Origin of the sequence: Thioclava sp. JE_KL1 (genome assembly GCF_009296265.1) — a bacterium.
Taxonomy (GTDB): domain Bacteria; phylum Pseudomonadota; class Alphaproteobacteria; order Rhodobacterales; family Rhodobacteraceae; genus Thioclava.
On record NZ_WBJS01000005.1, the window covers coordinates 51,223 to 67,291 of the forward strand.

Here is a 16,069-nt window from a genome sequence, read left to right on the forward strand (position 1 = left end):
CCGCACTGACATGTGCGTTGGCCAAAATAGACCCTATTCCAGCATGTTTTCGTGTTTTCGGCCCTGTCTGGTACAGGCACGATCCGGCCCGCGCGACGCCAAGCGCCTGAGACGCAACAGCTTTCAGCAAAGCGCGCAGCCCGCGTTGCGATCACGCAGGGCTTGAGCAATGGTGAATGAAACGAGGAGTAGCGCGTGAGAGAAACGGCGAAATTCGCGGTCAGCCTGTTCGGGCGGCTGTTCCAATCGAATATCACCCTCGTGTCGGCGGGGGTCGCCTTCTATTCCATGCTCGCGATCTTCCCCGGCATCTCCGCGACCATCGCGCTCTGGAGCGCGTTTGCCGATCCGACGGTGATCCGCACCTATCTCAACGTGGCCGATGATTTCATTCCGCCCGAAGCCTATGCGCTGATCAACGACCAGATCCAGAACTGGCTGATCGGACCGCGCGCGACTATCGGGCTTGGCGTGATGTTCTCTGCCGCCGTGACCCTGTTCTCGGCCCGCGCGGGCGTCGCGGCGCTGGTGCTCAGCCTCAACGTGATCCACGGCACCCGGCCCCGGGCTACGATCTGGAGCTTCATCATGGGCTACCTGATGACGATCGCGCTCGTCGGTGTGATGCTGGCCGCGATGGCGACGGTCGTCGTCGTGCCCGTCGTCATCAACTTCCTGCCCTTCCACGAATATTCCAAGATCCTGCTCTCGGGTCTGCCTTGGGCGGCGATGCTTTTGCTGATGCTGACTGCGCTCGGCATTCTCTATCGCTACGGGCCCAACACCGAGGGCAAGCGCGATCCGATCCTGACGCTCGGCGCGGTGCTGGCGACGGCGCTCTGGGGGCTCAGCTCGATCGGGCTGACCTTCTACCTGTCGAATTTCGGCAATTACAACAAGATCTACGGCTCTATCGGGGCGGTGATCGCGCTTCTCGTCTGGCTTTATCTCAGCGCCTTTTCGGTGCTGATGGGGGCCGCGCTGAACGCCGAGCTCGCCGCCTTCCGCAAGCGTCGCGCGCAAGAGAAACTTCGCGACGCGATTGAGGGCGACGACGAGGCTAAGGCCAAGGAAGCATCCTCGTCATAAGTTTCACTTATTTCCGGGCGCGGAAATGAAGTGAAACTTATGGATCAGTAGTTCTTCTCGAAATAGAGGCCGATGCCGCTCTTACCGTCGGAGCCCACGGTGCCGCGCGCGGTGAGGCTCTTGGTCACATCCAGATTGAGGTTGATCTGCGAGGTGCCGTCGCCGCCCACCGTGACATCGGTATAGATATTGTCCGACAGGTATTTCCCGACCTTGAGCTGGGTATTGCCCTGCGCATCGGTCGAGACATCGAAATCATCCAGCCCGAAATTCTTCCGCAGCTTGCCGATAATCCCTTCGCCGCCCTTGCCCGCGAGCGTCGCGACGGCCGAGGCCAATTGCGCCGCCTGCAAGGGCGAGAGATTGTCGATGGAGCGCCCGAAGATCAGCCGCGCGAGAACCTCGTCCTGTGGCAGGTCGGGCGAGGACGCGAAGGTCACCAGTGGCGCATTCGCCTGCCCCTGAATGTTGATCGAGATCGTGTAATCGTCCTGCGTCGTGGTCGCGGTGAAGTCGATGTAAGGCACCAGTGCGCCTTGCAGCGCGATCCGGCCCTGATCGAGCGTGAAGCGCTGGCCCAGAATGTCGAGCCGCCCGCGCACGAGCTGGAACTGCCCGATCGGGATCACGTTCGCGGTGGTGCCGGTGATCCGCAGCGAGCCGCCAAGCTCTGCATCCAGACCCCGGCCGCGCACGAAGATGCCGCGCTCGGAGGCGATGGTGACATCTAGCGGGAAGGACGGACCGGAGGCCTTTGCACCACCGCTCGCATCGCTTTGGCCATTGTTCAGCAGGCTCGCACGCTTCAGCGTCTCGCGCACCGCCGCGCTTTCGCCGACATGCTCGATCCCGTCGGGGACCGAAGCCCCGCCGCCGACGCCCGAGGAGGGCACCCGCAATTCGGTATCGCTGAGCGTGATGCGCCCGGCGATTTTCGCACCGCCGGTCAGCGGCCCGTCCATCGTGATCGTGCCCGAAGCGCGGGTGTCATAAAGCTCGGGGTCCTTCAGCCGTGCGCGGTCGAAGCGGATCGTCAGATTGCCGTTATAGGGCGCGGACAGGTTGATCGGGCCGTTGACGGTGATCTGCCCGCCCGTACCCAGCCGCCCGGTCACGCCAAGCTGCGCACTGCCATTTGACAGCTGCACGCGCGTGTCGACGTTTTCCAGCACCATGCCGAGATTGGGCGCGACGAGTTTCGCACCATTCGACGTCACAGTACCCGACAGCGCCGCCAATCCCGGCTTGCCGTTCATCCGCAGATCGAAGCTGAGCGGACCCTGGACCGAGCGCGGCTCGATGAAGCTGTTGGCGAGCGCGGTCTGCGCCTGCCCCGTGATCGAGAGATCAGCATCGGCGAAATTCGTCGCCATGCGGCCAGACACCTTCGCGTCCAAGCCGCCGGGTCCGGTGCCCGAGAGGTTCAGATTATAGCCAGACCCATCCTCGGTGACCGTGCCCGACACTGTCACCGGTCCCGGGAAGCCCGGCGCGAGCAGCGCGGCATTGGCGAGGCGGGCGTTCAGGTCGACCTTGCGCGAGGTCTCGCCCGCGGCCCCCTTGGCGGAAACGTCGAGCTGCGGGTTCTTCAGGTCGAGGTTCTGCACTTCGACCGCGCCGTTCGCATATTTGGCCTGCAGCGAGAGGTTCGTCGTGCCCGCCAGCAACTTGTCCGCCTCGGGCTGACCAATTGCGAGGGATTTGCCGGTGCCGTCGAGCGTCAGCCCATAGGTCGCGCCATCCATCGTCGCCGTCGCGTCGGCCACGAGCGTACCGCCATATTTCGCGCCCAGCACCGACAGATCCTTGGTGTCGAGATGGGCAGTCACCTTGCCCTTATCGCCGTCGAGATTGCCCTGCGCCTGTAGCTCTCCCGCTGCGGTTTTCACATCGAGCGAGTCCAGCGTCATGCTGGTATCGCTGCGCGAGCCCGAGACCGAAATCTCCGACCGTCCGGCCAACGCGCGGTCCACCTCGGGGATACCGATCGCGAGGGAATTGCCGGTGCCTTTGAGCGTCACGCCATAGGTGCCGCCATTCAGCGTCACAGTCGCATCGGCAGACAGCGTTCCGCCATATTTATCGCCCAGTAGCGACAGGTCATTGGTATTGAGCGTGGCGGTCAGTTTGCCGTTTTCGCTTGCCAGATCGCCCTGCGCCTGAAGCGTGCCCGCGCTTGTCTGCACGTTAAGCGAATCCAGCGTCAGCCCGGTCTCGTCGCGCTTGGCCGAGATCGCGATTTCCGACCGGCCCGCCAAGGCGCGATCCGCCTGCGGCTGGTCGATCGAGATGTCCTGACCGACGAGGTTGAGATTGGCGTCGAAGGCGCCGCTGAGAACTGTGTATTTCCCCGCGACCGTCATCCGCGCCGCGCCGCCGAGATCACGCCCCGCGAGACCCGACAGCATCGAGAGGTTCGAATGGTCGACCTGCGCCGCGCCCTCGATGGTGACGCCCTCGCTGATATTGTCGATCGTGAGGTTGGAATTCAGGCTGTAGCCGGTGCCTTTCAGCGCCAGTTGCGACAGGCGCAGCGGCTTGTCCTGCTGCCACGAGAACACGGTGCGCAGGGTGACGGCGCTGCCCGCGGCGGCGCTCAGCTTCGGATCGGACAGCTCCAACCCGTTGATACCCAAGAGCACGGTACCGCCCGCAGAGGGCGGCGAAGCCTGCCGGATGCGGCCCGAACCCGAGAGGTTCGCGGTCAGCATCTTGGTGCCGTCCTCGCGGCGCAGCTGGTTCAGACGGCCCGTCAGCTTCCAGCCATCGCCTTCGGCCTTGTCATAAGAGAGATCGAGCGTACCCGACTGCACATAGGTTTTCGGCCCCGAGATCGGCAGCAGCACCTCTTGGCCATCGCCGAGGCCGAGCTTGGCGGTGAGGTCGAATTTCACCGGCATGTTGTTGGCGCCGGTCTGCGCCGAGCCGTTCAGCTGCAGCGCGCGCGATTTCAGATCGAGCGTATTCAGCGTCGTCTGTCCCGAGGCTGTGCGCGTGCCATCCGCGACCAGCGCGACCTCGTTGCCGAAGAATTCGTGGTAGTCGGGCGGCAGGAGCGGACGGATATCGCCGCCCAGCGCGACGGAGAAGGTCGTCACCTTGTCGCTGCCTTCGGGTGCGCCCTCGGGCAGTTTGCTACCCACCGAGACCTGCCCCGCCAGACGCTGCTGACCTTCGGTGCTCAGCACGATATCGGCGGTGAAATCGTCGAGCGGGCCCTTGCCCGAAACGGCGAGCGTCATCGCCGGATTGCCCGGCAGGCCGACCTTCTGGACGATGATCCCGTTCTTGCCCTCGTCCACCAGCAGATCGAGGCCCAGTTCGCGCGTGGCGTTTTCGTAGGATGCGGTGAGGGAGAACTGGCCCTTCTTGGTGTCGATCCGGGCGATGTCGAGCTTGGCGTTGCCCTCGCCCCCTGCGAGCGACATCGAGCCAGAGACTTTGACCGTCGCCTCTTGCCCGAGGATCGGCTCGCCGAGGATCACCTTCTTCGCGTCGATCTTGCCGATCTGCACCGAGACGGGCAGGTCGGGAAGCTGGAACGGCTTGGCCTCCGGGCTGGGGGCGGTCGAGCCGCCTTCGGAGGTCGGCAGGCGCGGCAAGTCGATCTCGGCGGCGGAGAGCTCGTCGATCTCGATCTTGCCGGTCAGCAGCGCCGTGCGGTTCCACTGGAGCGCGCCATCCTTGATCGTGATCCACGCGCCGTCCTTGTCGGAGATCGTGAGCTGATCGAAGGTCGCCCGCGAACTCAGCGCGCCCGAGAACCCGTCGAGCCGCACGGTGCGCCCGGCGCCCGAGAGGTTATCCTCGATCAACCCGGTCAGATAGGAGCGGTCGCGCTGTGTCTGTTCGTCGGTCGCGGCCCCTGCCCCGTCCGCAGTCTGCGGCGCGCTGTCCTGCGCGGTGGCGACCAGCGGCGTGAGGCAGAAGGCGAGAAGGATAGCGAAACGTTTCATCAGAAGGCCTGCCCGATACCGATATAGAGTTGCGCCCCCGATCCGGTGCCGCCCGAGACCGGGAAGCCGACGTCGAGGCGGATCGGGCCGATGCCCGTCTTGTAGCGCAGGCCGAGACCCGCGCCCGCCTGCGAGTCCGAGTCCCCGCCGCCCGCGATATAGCCGTAGTCGTAGAAGGCGACCGCGCCGATCTTGTCGGTGATGCCGATGCGCGCTTCGCCCTGGAAGCCCACGAATTCGGTGCCGCCGGTTTTCAGCGTGCCGCCGTCGAGCACTTCGACGCCGAGCGACTGGTAGGGCTGGCCGCGCACGGTGCCGCCGCCGCCCGAATAGAACAGGTAGTCGCGCGGGGTTTCCTCGAGATCGGAGCCATAGACCCCGCCAAGCTGCACGCGGCCCGCGAGCACGAAGCGATCGTTCTGTCCGAAGCCCCGATAGGCCCGCAGATCGCCGGTGACCTGCGCCCCGGTGCCGGTATCGCCGCCGATCCCCACGAAGGGCGTCACGCCCGCCTGAATGAAATAGCCCTTGGTTGGATCGAGCTTGTTGTCGCGATCGTCCCAGGTGAGTTTCGTCGGCAGATAGACCTGACGGAAATAGGTTTGCCCGGAGTCGTCCGTCACCTTGGACCAGCCGTAATTGATCGAGACGTCGCCGGTCAGTTTGTCGTTGAAGATCCGCGTCAGACCGAAGCCGATATCGAAGGCGTTCTCGGTGTAATCCTCTTCGTTCTTCTGGCTGATCTCGGTCGTGATATAGGCGCTGGTTTCCGGGTTGAAGGTCGCCGGGCGGTCGATCCGCGCACCGATCGAGTAATCGGTGCCGCCCGTCGCGCCGCCGATCCCGGAAATGCCCGCATCGACGCGGAAGCGTTCGCCGCCGCCGAAGAGGTTGCGGTGCAGCCAGTAGCCGTTCAGGCCGAGCCCGTCGCTGGAGCTGAGTTCCGCGCCGAGGCCGATCTTGCGTTTCTTCTGCTCGACCACGGCGAGGTTCACATCGAGGCTGTCATCGGGGTTGAGCGTCTTCGCCTCGGTGATCGCGACCGAGGAGAAAATCCCGGTGCGCTGCAGCCGCGACTGAACCTGATCCAGCTTCTTCGGGTCGTAGACCTCGCCCGTGGGGAAACCCGCGATCTCGCGCAGGCGCTTCGTGCGGAGACGCTTGTTGCCGGAGGTCTCGAGCCGCCCGAAGGTCACCAGCGGCCCCGGTGCCAGACGCACGTCGGAGGCCAGCTGATTGGCGCGGTGATCCGCGACGATGTTCTGATAGGAGACTTCGGCCTTCGCATGGCCCGCATCGCGCCAGCCGGTCGTCGCCGCGCTGGCCGCATCGACGATCACGCCCGATTTCGCGACCGCCCCGACCTTGTAGCCCTCGGGCAGATTGGTTTTCGGCGCGACCGGCGCGATATCGGCACGCGAGAAGGTAAACTCGGGGCCCGGCGTCACGGTCACGGTGACGTTGTTCACCGTGGAAGGCGCATCGAGCGGCGGAATCGAGGCGGCCTCGCGCCCGTCGAGCTTGATCGACACGGTGCCCGAATACCGCCCCTCGGCGAACAGCGCCGAGACGATGCGGTTATAGTCGGCGCGCGCCTCGGAGAGCACGTCCTGCGCGTCCTTGCTGTCGTCATCTGCGGATTGCACCAGAAGCGACGCGCCCTTGATCGTATTGCGCAGATCGTCCGACGCGCCGGGGGTATTAAACTTTAACGAATATGCGAGTGCCGGGGTCGCGAGGATCGCAAGCGCCGCCACGCTCAAATGAAAAACTCGGATGGTCTTCGGTCCCATTACTCATGCCCCCGCCCAATCGAGAGCAGAGTTACAGGTAAGCGATGCGAAAGCTAGGGCAAGCGCGGAATTCCGCGTAGCAATTTAAGGCAATCGGCAGAAATCCCCGCCGCTCAGCAGATCAGCGCGGGCAGGATGCGGGAGATATGCTCCTGCATGTAAAACCGCAGCCAGCGCGAGAACCGGTCGGGATAGCGCCGCACCTCGGCACCGAGGTCGTAAAGACCGATCCAGCGGGTCTCCGAGACCAACTCGGGATCGGGATTCACGGTGAGGCCGCGCTGCGCATAGGCGATGTAGATATCGGTTACTTCGTGCTCGACCAGCCCGTCGCCGATATCCATCCGGTATTCGATACGGTCGGCATGGGCAGGATAGAGCCCCTCGATGCCCAACTCCTCGCGCAGCCGCCGCAGCGCGCAGGTCTCGGGGCGCTCCCCCCAATCGGGGTGACTACAGCAGGTATTCGACCAGAGACCGGGAGATTGCAGGCAGTTTTCCGAGCGCTTCTGCAAAAGGAGCTTTTCGCCATCCATGACGAAAATAGAAACCGCCCGGTGGCGGATCCCTTCGCGATGCGCATCCATCACGTCGACAGGGGCGAGCGTGCCCTCGATCCATGCCTGTATCTGGCCCATGATACCTCTTTTGAATCCGGTGATCCTGTCCGGGTCGCGGACGGGATCACCGGATTCAAAATGGGTCCGTGACAGGCCAGAGTCACGGTGTCAGCTTGTCCCTGAGGCACGATGCCGCGCCTCAGGTCAGCTTGACGAATCAGACCGTCGTGGGCGCCTCGGTCTGCTGACGACGCGCCAGTTCGTTGCGGTACAGCGCGACGAAATCGACGATCTCGAGGTTGAAGGGCGGGAAGCCACCGTCGCGGGTCACGTCCGAGACGATGCGGCGCACGAAGGGGAACAGCTGACGCGGGCATTCGATCAGCAGGAACGGATGAAGCTGATCTTCCGGCACGCCTTCGACGTGGAAGATGCCGCCGTAATCGAGCTCGAGCAGGTAGAGCGTCGCGCCGTCCGACTTGTTGTTCGCGGTGATCTTGAACTTGGTGATCACCTCGTACTGGTGCTCGGCGTTGCGCTTCTTGGCGTCGAGCGAAACCTGCACCTGCATCTCGGGCTGGATGTCGCTGGTCTGCACGCCTTTCGTGGCGACATTGTTCTCGAAGGACATGTCGCGCGTGAATTGCGCGAGGATGTTCATGCGCAGCCCTTGTTGCTCTTGCTGCGGATCCGCGGCGCCGTTGGTCTCGCCATTTGCTTCGTCAGTCATCGACCTCTCCCAAAATTAATTGTGCGAGGTTTAGCACCGGCTGAAAGAAGCCTCAATTCTCAATGACGCGTCCAGCCGGAGGGCCCGTCGGAGGGCTTGCCGTTGGGATCGTCGCGATGGGTCATCTCCTCGACCTCTTCGGCATCGAGGATCTCCGGATCGCGCGGGCGGTGCGGAGGCTCGCGGCGCGGATCGTATTGGGTCGTCGTCCGGTATGCGCCGCCCATCTCGAATCGCTGCACCTTCACCCGGCTCGCTGCGGCTTTCATCACCCAGTCACGAATTCCGGGGATCAGCAGCAGGATCCCGACCGTATCGGTAAAGAAGCCCGGCGTCAGCAGCAGCACCCCGGCCACGAGGATCATCGCGCCATGCGCCAGCGGGCGCGACGGGTCGCTCAATTCATTGAGAGAGCTGCGCAGATCGTTGAGCGCACGCGCCCCTTCCCGGCGTACCAGCGACGTGCCGACGATCGCGGTCAGCAACACGATCCCCAGCGTCGGCCACAGGCCGATGAGCCCGCCCACTTGAATGAACAGACCGATCTCGATCAGCGGCACGGCCAGAAAGGCCAGAAAGATCCACATGGCATCCTCTTTTATCGCGTCTCCGGGCAAGCTGCGCCGGTGGACTTGAACTAGTTGACGCCTTACATAAGTAGCCATTGACCTAGAAACAAACATGAAGCCAAACACAGAGGTCTCGATGTCCGGTGCCGTCATTCAGCTTATCGTCCTCGCGGCGATTGCGATCTTCCTGATTTTCAAGCTGAAAAGCGTGCTCGGGACCCGTGAGGGCTATGAAAAGCCGATCGCGCCCGAAACGCCGGACACGCCGACGCCGAAGCGCGATTTTGACGTGATCGAAGGCGGTCCCGACCACGATATCATCGACAATGTGCCCGAAGGCTCGACCGCCGCCGTGGCTCTGGCCGCGATGAAACGCGTCGAGCCGAGCTTCTCGGTCTCGGAATTCCTGCAAGGCGCGCGCGGCGCTTATGAGATGATTCTGATGGCTTTCGAGACCGGCGATCTGGAAAAGGTCCGCCCCTTCCTGTCCGCCGAGGTCTACGAGGCCTTCGAGGGCGCCGTGGAAGCGCGCAAGGAGAAGGGTCTCGACGTTCAGGCGGAATTCCTCGGCCTGCGCGAGCTGGTGCTGAGCAATGCCGATTTCGACCACTCCACGAAAGAGGCCGAAGTGACCGTGCGCTTCGGGGCCGAGATCATTTCGGTCGCGCGCGACGCCGCCGGAGAGGTGGTCGAGGGCGACCCCAAATCGCCGCGCAAGCAGCGTGACATCTGGACCTTCGCGCGCACGATGGGTGCGAATGACCCGAACTGGCAGCTCGTCGCCACGGGCGGCTGAAGCCGGTGCCGCTGTCCTTCGCCGATATTCCCGGATGGACCCGGGACGATCACGCCGCCGCTTGGGCGGCGTTTTGCGTTACGGCCGATCTCTATGGGATGGTGGCGGCTGATACGGACGATCCGAAAGCCTCCTTCGAGGCGCTCTTCGAGCCCTATGAAATCGCCCCCGAGGGGGCTGCGCATTTCACCGGATATTACGAACCCGAACTGCCCGGCGCGCGCGAGAAATCCGACCGCTTCGCCTGGCCGCTTTATGCGAAACCGGGTGAAATAGGGTCTAATTCGCCGTGGTATTGCCGCGCCGAGATCGCGGCGGGCGATCTGCTGGCGGAGCATGAACTGGTTTGGCTGGAGAGCCCGATCGAGGCCTATCTCGCGCAGGTGCAAGGCTCGCTGCGGGTGCGGTTTGCGGATCGCGGCAGCCTGCGGCTGGGTTTCGACGGAAAGAACGGGCATCCCTACCGCTCGATCGGCAAGGAGCTGATCGCGCGCGGCGCAGCCCCGGCCGAGGGGATGACGCCCGAGTTCATCCGACGCTGGGCCGCCGAGAACCCCGATCAGCTGCAAGGGTTGCTCGATCACAACCCCTCTTTCGTGTTCTTCCGGGTGCTGGATATCCCGGGCGACACCGGCCCCCTGGGCGCGATGGGCCGTCCGGTGAGCGCAGGACGCAGCCTCGCCGTGGACCCCGAGGTCGTGCCGCTGGGCAGCCCGGTCTGGATCGACTGCCCCGGCTTCGGGCAGCGGCTGATGGTGGCGCAGGACGTGGGCTCTGCGATCAAGGGCGCGGGACGCGGCGATCTCTTCATCGGCACCGGCGCGGATGCCGGGCGCATCGCGGGCGCGATCAACGCCAAGGGCCGGATGATCGGCTTGCGGAGGCGCGCATGAGCCGCAAACGCAAACTCAGCCCCGAGGAACGCGCGCTGTGGGATCGCGTAGCGTCGACCACGGAGACTTACCGCCCGAAAAAGGCCGATCCCGCCGAATTAGAGTCTTTTCTGGCGCCCAAACCCAAGCCGAAACCGAAGGCCGAGGGGCTGCGCAGTTTCGAGATGGGTCAGCACGCGAAGCCATCGTCCAGCCGTCACGATCTCGCTCCGGAGCCGGGCGAGCATCTCGCGCGTCAGCCCGTCACGATGGACCGCAAGGCGCATAAGGCGATGACGCGCGGCAAGCTGAAGCCTGAAGGCGTGCTCGATCTGCACGGGCTGACGTTGGCCGAGGCGCATCCCGAACTGATCCGCTTCATCCTGAATTCGCAAAGCCACGGAAAGCGGCTGGTGCTTGTGATCACAGGCAAGGGCAAGCGCGGCGACGATGACGGCCCGATCCCACGCCGCGTCGGCGTGCTGCGCCATCAGGTGCCGCAATGGCTGCGGATGATGCCGCTCGCGCCCGCTGTCATGCAGATCAACGAGGCGCATCTGAAACATGGCGGCGCGGGCGCCTATTACGTCTATCTGCGCCGAATCCGCTAACCGCCCGAGATCGGCGCGAGGATGATCTGCGTCGTATTCTCGACCGTCAGCACCACCGCATCGCCCAGCCCCGTGCGCCCGAACTGTTCGACCTCGAGCACCTCGGCCACTTTCTGCGCGCTGTCGAGCAGCCGGATCAGCGCAGGCGACGTGACGACGTTGAAATGCCCGTCGCCGGTGTTGAAGGCCGAGACGTTGATCAGCGTCACCTTGTAATGCGCGATGCTGGAGACGTCTTCCAGATTGCCCAGCCGGTCGCGCTTGCCCGACAGCCGCGCCGATAGCTGGAGCGCGCGATCCTTCGCGGAGGTGAAGATAATGAACGGCTGCGGCAGCGCGCCGATCGCGTCGGCCTGCGTCTTGAACACATCCACCGCAATGTCCGGCGAGATCAGGACCACCCCGGAAATCGTCGAAAATCGACCCTGTTTCCGCGTAATCGCCTCCTGACGCAGCACCTCCATCACCAGTTCCGCGCCCAGCGAATGCCCCACGATCAGGATGCGTTTCGCCCCCGCCGCGTTCAGATCGTCGATCAATTTCTCCAACCCGTCGCGCGCGAAGAGCACCGAATCCCGATCATAGGCATAGCCCAGCACATTTGCCCGCGACGGCCAGGAATAATGCACCAGCACGCCGGGTAGATCGAAATCCGCGCCCATCTGCGCCATCCGGTACAGCCCCTCGGCGAAGGAGTTGTTGAAGCCGTGGACGAACAGCACCGCCTGCCCGTCATGCTTGCGCAGCGCCGTGCGCAGCTCCGACTGGAACGCAGGGCGCTTCATGTCGATCTCGGATTGCGAGACGAGGAACTGCTTGTCCGGGTCGACCGGCGAGGTGTCGGTCATCGGATAGGCGATCTCGGCCACCTCGCGGTCCGGGGGCGTCGCGACATCGAAGCGCGCGAGCCGCAGCTGCTGACTGCGCGCGGAGCCGAAGGGTTGCCCGGTCTGCGGATCGGGCGCCCGGGTCGAGCCCACGAAAATCGAGCGCGCATCGGCGACCGGGTGATCGAGATAGGCAAGCCGCCCACGCGGTGCGCAGGCGGCCAAGCTCAGCATCAAGATTACGATCAGAAACCGCGCCATCGCCCGTGCCTTGCATCCCTCCCGCAGGAGGATAACAGAGCGCGCGCGAGGTGCCAGTGCCCTAGAGGACGTAGCGGCTCAGATCGGTGTCGCGGGTCAGATCGCCCAGCTCGTTCTCGACGAATTCCGCATCGACGGTGACGCTTTGTCCGCCACGGTCGGGCGCGGTGAAGGACAGCTCCTCGAACACGCGTTCCATGACGGTATAGAGCCGTCGCGCACCGATATTCTCGACCGATTGGTTGACCTCTGCCGCGATCCGGGCGAGCGCCGCGATACCGTCCTCGGTGAAGGCGACCTCGACCTCTTCGGTCTTCATCAGCGCCTGATATTGCCGGGTGAGCGCATTGTCGGTCTCCGACAGGATGCGGGTGAAGTCCTGCTCGGTCAGTGCCTGCAGCTCCACGCGGATCGGCAGACGGCCCTGCAATTCAGGCAGCAGGTCCGAGGGTTTCGCGATGTGGAACGCGCCCGAGGCGATGAACAGGATATGGTCGGTCTTCACCGGGCCGAGCTTGGTCGAGACCGTCGTGCCCTCGATCAGCGGCAGGAGGTCGCGCTGCACGCCTTCGCGCGAGACATCGGCTCCGCGCGCATCCGAGCGCGCCGTGACCTTGTCGATCTCGTCGATGAAGACCATGCCGGAATGCTGCACGGCTTCGAGGGCTGCGGTCTTCACCGTCTCGTCGTCCAGAAGCTTATCGGCCTCTTCCGAGATCAGCGTCTCGTAGCTTTCCGAGACGGTCATCTTGCGCCGCGTGGTGCGGTTGCCGCCGAAGGCTTTGAACAGGTCCTGAAGACCCTGCATCTGCTGTTCCATGCCCGGCTGACCACCCATCATCCCGAGCGGCATTCCGCCGGACTGATCGGCCACGTCGAGTTCGATGATCTTGTCGTCGAGCTCTCCATCGCGGAGCTTCTTGCGGAACATCTCGCGGGTGCTTTCGCGCGCATCGGTGCCGGCGAGCGCAGCGATCACGCGATCCTCGGCGGCCTGATGCGCCTTCGCCTTCACCTCTTCGCGCATGTAGTCGCGGGTCTGCACCATCGCGACATCGGCCAGATCGCGGATGATCTGCTCCACGTCACGGCCGACATAGCCGACTTCGGTGAACTTCGTGGCTTCGACCTTCAGGAACGGCGCGCGGGCCAGTTTCGCCAGACGGCGCGAGATCTCGGTCTTGCCCACGCCGGTCGGGCCGATCATCAGGATGTTCTTCGGATAGACCTCTTCGCGCAGATCGTCGGGCAGTTGCTGACGACGCCAGCGATTGCGCAGCGCAACGGCGACCGCGCGCTTGGCGTCCTTCTGGCCGATGATGAAACGGTCGAGTTCCGAGACGATTTCGCGGGGGGTCAGATCGGTCATGGATTACTCCGTGGCATAGGGCGGCAGGCGGTGCTTGCCGGGAAAATTGGGAAGCGCGCGCATCAGGCGCGTACGCAGCTCGGTCCAGAAGGAGCCGAGCGCGGTGAGAAAGAGGCCGATCAGGATCAGCGTGATCCACCAGCTGCGCGGATCGGCGGCGTCGCCGAAAGCGTAGAAGCTGAGAAAGATCATGTAGCCGATCCCGGCCGTGAAGAAGGAGCGCCGGTCGATGATCAGCGCCAGCGCGGCGAAGACAGCAAGCGTAGCGAGCAGCAGCACATAACCCGTGCCCGGCCCCATCTTGTAGAAGGTCAGCGCGAGCGTGTTGACCAGCGCGGGGGCTGCCAGAACGTGCAGCCAGAAGCCCGAGGCCGATTGCCGCCCCAGACGATGCGGATCGCGCATGTCGAACCAGATGCCGCCCGCAAGCGCCAAGAGCCCGAAGACCAGCATCGCGAGCGACAGCGCCGAGCCGTTTGACAGATCGAACAGATCGACCGTCTGAGAAATCGGCGCTTCAGGGTCGAAGCCTTTCGCGAAGGACAGAAGCAGGCCCAGCCCGCACAGCCCCACGAGGAACATCGAGAACGGCACCCGGTAGCGCAGGAACCATGCGACCAGCGCCACGGCCGTCGCGACTAGCGCGAGATCGAAGTTGGGCGCCTCGGCGATGAAGCGCATCCCGAGGACCGGAATCCCGAGGAAGCTCGCCAGCACCGCCCCGCCCAGCGTGAGCGTCAGCAGGATCGAAGGCAGCACCATCCTGCGCTTGCGGGTGAAATATTCGCCCAGCAGCGCAATCAGCGGGATCAGCATCGCGTAACCCAGCTTGCCGCCTGCGAACAGCAGGAAGCCGAACGACCCGAAGATAAGGATGCCGAGGCCGACGGTCACGAAAATCTCGGCAAAGCCTTTGAACAGCTCGAAGGGTTCGTCCTCGGCGGGCAAAGCCGCGCGACCGGCGAGACGGTTGCTCGCCAGCGCCATCACGGACGCGGCCTGCGCCTCGTTGATATGGCCAGCCGCGACCGCCGCACGCAGATCGTCGCGCGTGAGCTCAGCCACCGATGCTCTCCACCGTCAGGTTGCCGTTGGTGTAGACGCAGATGTCCGACGCGATCGCCATTGCCTTGCGGGCCACCGCCTCGGCGTCGAGATCGGTTTCCATCAGCCCACGCGCCGCAGCGAGGGCGAAATTGCCGCCCGAGCCGATCGCGGCGATGCCGTGTTCCGGCTCCAGCACGTCGCCCGCGCCGGTCAGGACGTAGAGATCCTTGCCATCGGTCACGATCAGCATCGCTTCGAGGTTGCGCAGGTATTTGTCCATGCGCCAATCCTTCGCCAGTTCCACGCAACCGCGCATCAGCTGACCGGGCGAGGCTTCGAGCTTCTTCTCGAGCCGCTCCAGCAGGGTGAACGCATCCGCGGTCGAGCCTGCAAAGCCCGCCACGATGTCGTGACCGCCGGGGCTCAGGCGGCGCACCTTGCGCGCCGAGCCCTTGATGACGGTCTGGCCAAGGCTGACCTGCCCGTCGCCCGCGACCACCACTTTACCACCCTTGCGGATGCCGATGATCGTCGTGCCGTGCCAGCCCGGGAATTTCTCTTCGGCCATGTTAGTCCTCCGTTTGCGCCAAAGATATGTAACCCGCAGGCCGGGGCTGCAACCCCGCTTGCCGGTGCGTGAGCCTGCGGCTAGCGTCACCGCATGAGCGCGCAGCACCTTTCGATCTATCTCGATGACTGGATTCTGGAGCAGGTCCGGGCCGGTGAACACAATTTCTTCAAGCGGCTGATCGGAGCGGTGGAGACGGCGGATTGGACCGTCAGCCTGCATCAGACGGGCCCGGAGGCGCGCGCGGCGGCCCCGGCGCGCGAGGGCTATGCGCTCTACCGGATGGAGCCGCCGACCCATGCGCAGGCGCTGACCTGCCGACGGACCTATGTGGGGGCGTTCTGGCATGTCGAGGCGGAGGCGGAGCGTTGGGATTGGCCGGTCGCGCAGGCAGCCTTCGACGCTGATGAGGTGGACGGCGACGCAGCGGCGCAGTTCTTCTTTTCCACGCGAAACAGGCTCTATCCCGGCGTAAAACCGTCCGGTGAGGAGGATCTGGCCTTCGTTCCGCTACAGGGGCGACTGCTGGATCACCGCTCGTTCCAGTCGGTGAGCCCGGTGCAGATGATCGAAGAGGTTCTGGCCCGACATTCCGGCCCGGTCGTGGCGACGCTGCACCCGAACGAGGATTACACAGCGCGCGAAATCGAGGCGCTAGAGGCGATCGCGGCCCGTCACCCGCGCTTTCGCTTCCAGTCCGGTGGCTCGCCCGAGCTGCTGCGCCGCTGCCGCTTCGTCGCGACGCAAAACAGTGCGCTCGCCCTCGAAGGGTTCTTCCTGCGCAAACCGGCGATCCTGTTCGGCCTGTCGGATTTCCACCACATCGCCGGATCGGTGCCGCGCGACGGGATCGAGGCCGCTTTCGCCAAACTGCGCGAGACCCCGCCGGTCGCCCGTTACCTCTATTGGTTCCTGCAGCTGCAATCGCTCAACGCAGGCCGCCCCGAATTCGAAGACCGGTTGCGCGCAAGGCTGCGCCATTTCGGCTGGCCGATATGAAAAAAGGCGCCCGAGGGCGCCC

Annotated in this window: 14 protein-coding genes; 5 read left to right on the top strand and 9 right to left on the bottom strand. The window is 64.4% G+C overall.

The window, feature by feature from the left end:
* Positions 1 to 195: 195 nt before the first annotated feature.
* Positions 196 to 1,089, top strand: coding sequence for a YihY/virulence factor BrkB family protein (locus F8R15_RS10245; RefSeq protein ID WP_078522738.1), 894 nt, complete (start codon positions 196 to 198; stop codon positions 1,087 to 1,089).
* Positions 1,090 to 1,133: 44 nt separating this feature from the next.
* On the opposite strand, the gene F8R15_RS10250 is transcribed toward F8R15_RS10245, so the two are convergent.
* The 5 genes from F8R15_RS10250 to F8R15_RS10270 form a co-directional block, all read right to left on the bottom strand.
* Positions 1,134 to 5,045: a translocation/assembly module TamB domain-containing protein gene (locus F8R15_RS10250; RefSeq protein ID WP_152844517.1), complete on the bottom strand. Its 3,912-nt coding sequence runs from the start codon at positions 5,043 to 5,045 to the stop codon at positions 1,134 to 1,136.
* Entirely contained in the window at positions 5,045 to 6,838 is a 1,794-nt protein-coding gene (locus F8R15_RS10255; protein ID WP_152844518.1) for an autotransporter assembly complex family protein, read from the bottom strand. Before F8R15_RS10255 ends, F8R15_RS10250 begins: the two co-directional genes overlap by 1 nt.
* 113 nt (positions 6,839 to 6,951) lie before the next feature.
* Positions 6,952 to 7,479, bottom strand: coding sequence for an isopentenyl-diphosphate Delta-isomerase (locus F8R15_RS10260; protein WP_368731045.1), 528 nt, complete (start codon positions 7,477 to 7,479; stop codon positions 6,952 to 6,954).
* 136 nt (positions 7,480 to 7,615) lie between these two features.
* Positions 7,616 to 8,128, bottom strand: coding sequence for a protein-export chaperone SecB (gene secB, locus F8R15_RS10265; RefSeq protein ID WP_078522734.1), 513 nt, complete (start codon positions 8,126 to 8,128; stop codon positions 7,616 to 7,618).
* Between the two features lie 59 nt (positions 8,129 to 8,187).
* Entirely contained in the window at positions 8,188 to 8,715 is a 528-nt protein-coding gene (locus F8R15_RS10270; RefSeq protein ID WP_078541439.1) for an FxsA family protein, read from the bottom strand.
* Positions 8,716 to 8,833: 118 nt separating this feature from the next.
* Here F8R15_RS10270 and F8R15_RS10275 point away from each other — a divergent pair, with 118 nt between their 5' ends.
* The 3 genes from F8R15_RS10275 to F8R15_RS10285 are packed head-to-tail and all read left to right on the top strand — an operon-like array spanning position 8,834 to position 10,976.
* Positions 8,834 to 9,493 (top strand): Tim44/TimA family putative adaptor protein, encoded by a 660-nt coding sequence (locus tag F8R15_RS10275; RefSeq protein ID WP_078522789.1) that lies wholly within the window; start codon positions 8,834 to 8,836, stop codon positions 9,491 to 9,493.
* A 5-nt stretch (positions 9,494 to 9,498) separates the two neighbouring features.
* On the top strand, positions 9,499 to 10,386 hold the full coding sequence (locus F8R15_RS10280) for a murein transglycosylase A (RefSeq protein ID WP_368731032.1): 888 nt from the start codon (positions 9,499 to 9,501) through the stop codon (positions 10,384 to 10,386).
* A complete protein-coding gene (locus F8R15_RS10285; protein ID WP_152844520.1) occupies positions 10,383 to 10,976 on the top strand; it encodes a Smr/MutS family protein in 594 nt (197 codons plus the stop codon). The genes F8R15_RS10280 and F8R15_RS10285 overlap by 4 nt, the downstream gene beginning before the upstream one ends.
* Here the strand turns inward: F8R15_RS10285 and F8R15_RS10290 are convergent.
* The 4 genes from F8R15_RS10290 to hslV form a co-directional block, all read right to left on the bottom strand.
* Positions 10,973 to 12,064, bottom strand: coding sequence for an alpha/beta hydrolase (locus F8R15_RS10290; protein ID WP_152844521.1), 1,092 nt, complete (start codon positions 12,062 to 12,064; stop codon positions 10,973 to 10,975). The genes F8R15_RS10285 and F8R15_RS10290 overlap by 4 nt on opposite strands.
* A gap of 61 nt (positions 12,065 to 12,125) precedes the next feature.
* Positions 12,126 to 13,433, bottom strand: coding sequence for an ATP-dependent protease ATPase subunit HslU (gene hslU / locus F8R15_RS10295; protein ID WP_078602462.1), 1,308 nt, complete (start codon positions 13,431 to 13,433; stop codon positions 12,126 to 12,128).
* A 3-nt stretch (positions 13,434 to 13,436) separates the two neighbouring features.
* Positions 13,437 to 14,498 carry a hypothetical protein gene (locus F8R15_RS10300; RefSeq protein WP_368731033.1) on the bottom strand — a complete coding sequence of 354 codons (1,062 nt, stop codon included), beginning with the start codon at positions 14,496 to 14,498 and terminating at the stop codon, positions 13,437 to 13,439.
* On the bottom strand, positions 14,491 to 15,048 hold the full coding sequence (hslV, locus tag F8R15_RS10305) for an ATP-dependent protease subunit HslV (RefSeq protein ID WP_078522728.1): 558 nt from the start codon (positions 15,046 to 15,048) through the stop codon (positions 14,491 to 14,493). The genes F8R15_RS10300 and hslV overlap by 8 nt, the downstream gene beginning before the upstream one ends.
* A 93-nt stretch (positions 15,049 to 15,141) precedes the next feature.
* On the opposite strand from hslV, the gene F8R15_RS10310 reads away from it, so the two are divergent.
* Positions 15,142 to 16,047, top strand: a complete 906-nt coding sequence (locus F8R15_RS10310; protein WP_152844522.1) for a hypothetical protein — start codon at positions 15,142 to 15,144, stop codon at positions 16,045 to 16,047.
* Positions 16,048 to 16,069: the final 22 nt, after the last annotated feature.

Coding starts and splice junctions, on each gene's coding strand:
- F8R15_RS10285 (WP_152844520.1), top strand. CDS start 10,383: ATGAGCCGCAAACGCAAACTCAGCCCCGAGGAACGCGCGCTGTGGGAT.
- F8R15_RS10250 (WP_152844517.1), bottom strand. CDS start 5,045: ATGAAACGTTTCGCTATCCTTCTCGCCTTCTGCCTCACGCCGCTGGTC.
- F8R15_RS10255 (WP_152844518.1), bottom strand. CDS start 6,838: ATGGGACCGAAGACCATCCGAGTTTTTCATTTGAGCGTGGCGGCGCTT.
- hslV (WP_078522728.1), bottom strand. CDS start 15,048: ATGGCCGAAGAGAAATTCCCGGGCTGGCACGGCACGACGATCATCGGC.
- hslU (WP_078602462.1), bottom strand. CDS start 13,433: ATGACCGATCTGACCCCCCGCGAAATCGTCTCGGAACTCGACCGTTTC.
- F8R15_RS10275 (WP_078522789.1), top strand. CDS start 8,834: ATGTCCGGTGCCGTCATTCAGCTTATCGTCCTCGCGGCGATTGCGATC.
- F8R15_RS10310 (WP_152844522.1), top strand. CDS start 15,142: ATGAGCGCGCAGCACCTTTCGATCTATCTCGATGACTGGATTCTGGAG.
- secB (WP_078522734.1), bottom strand. CDS start 8,128: ATGACTGACGAAGCAAATGGCGAGACCAACGGCGCCGCGGATCCGCAG.
- F8R15_RS10270 (WP_078541439.1), bottom strand. CDS start 8,715: ATGTGGATCTTTCTGGCCTTTCTGGCCGTGCCGCTGATCGAGATCGGT.
- F8R15_RS10290 (WP_152844521.1), bottom strand. CDS start 12,064: ATGGCGCGGTTTCTGATCGTAATCTTGATGCTGAGCTTGGCCGCCTGC.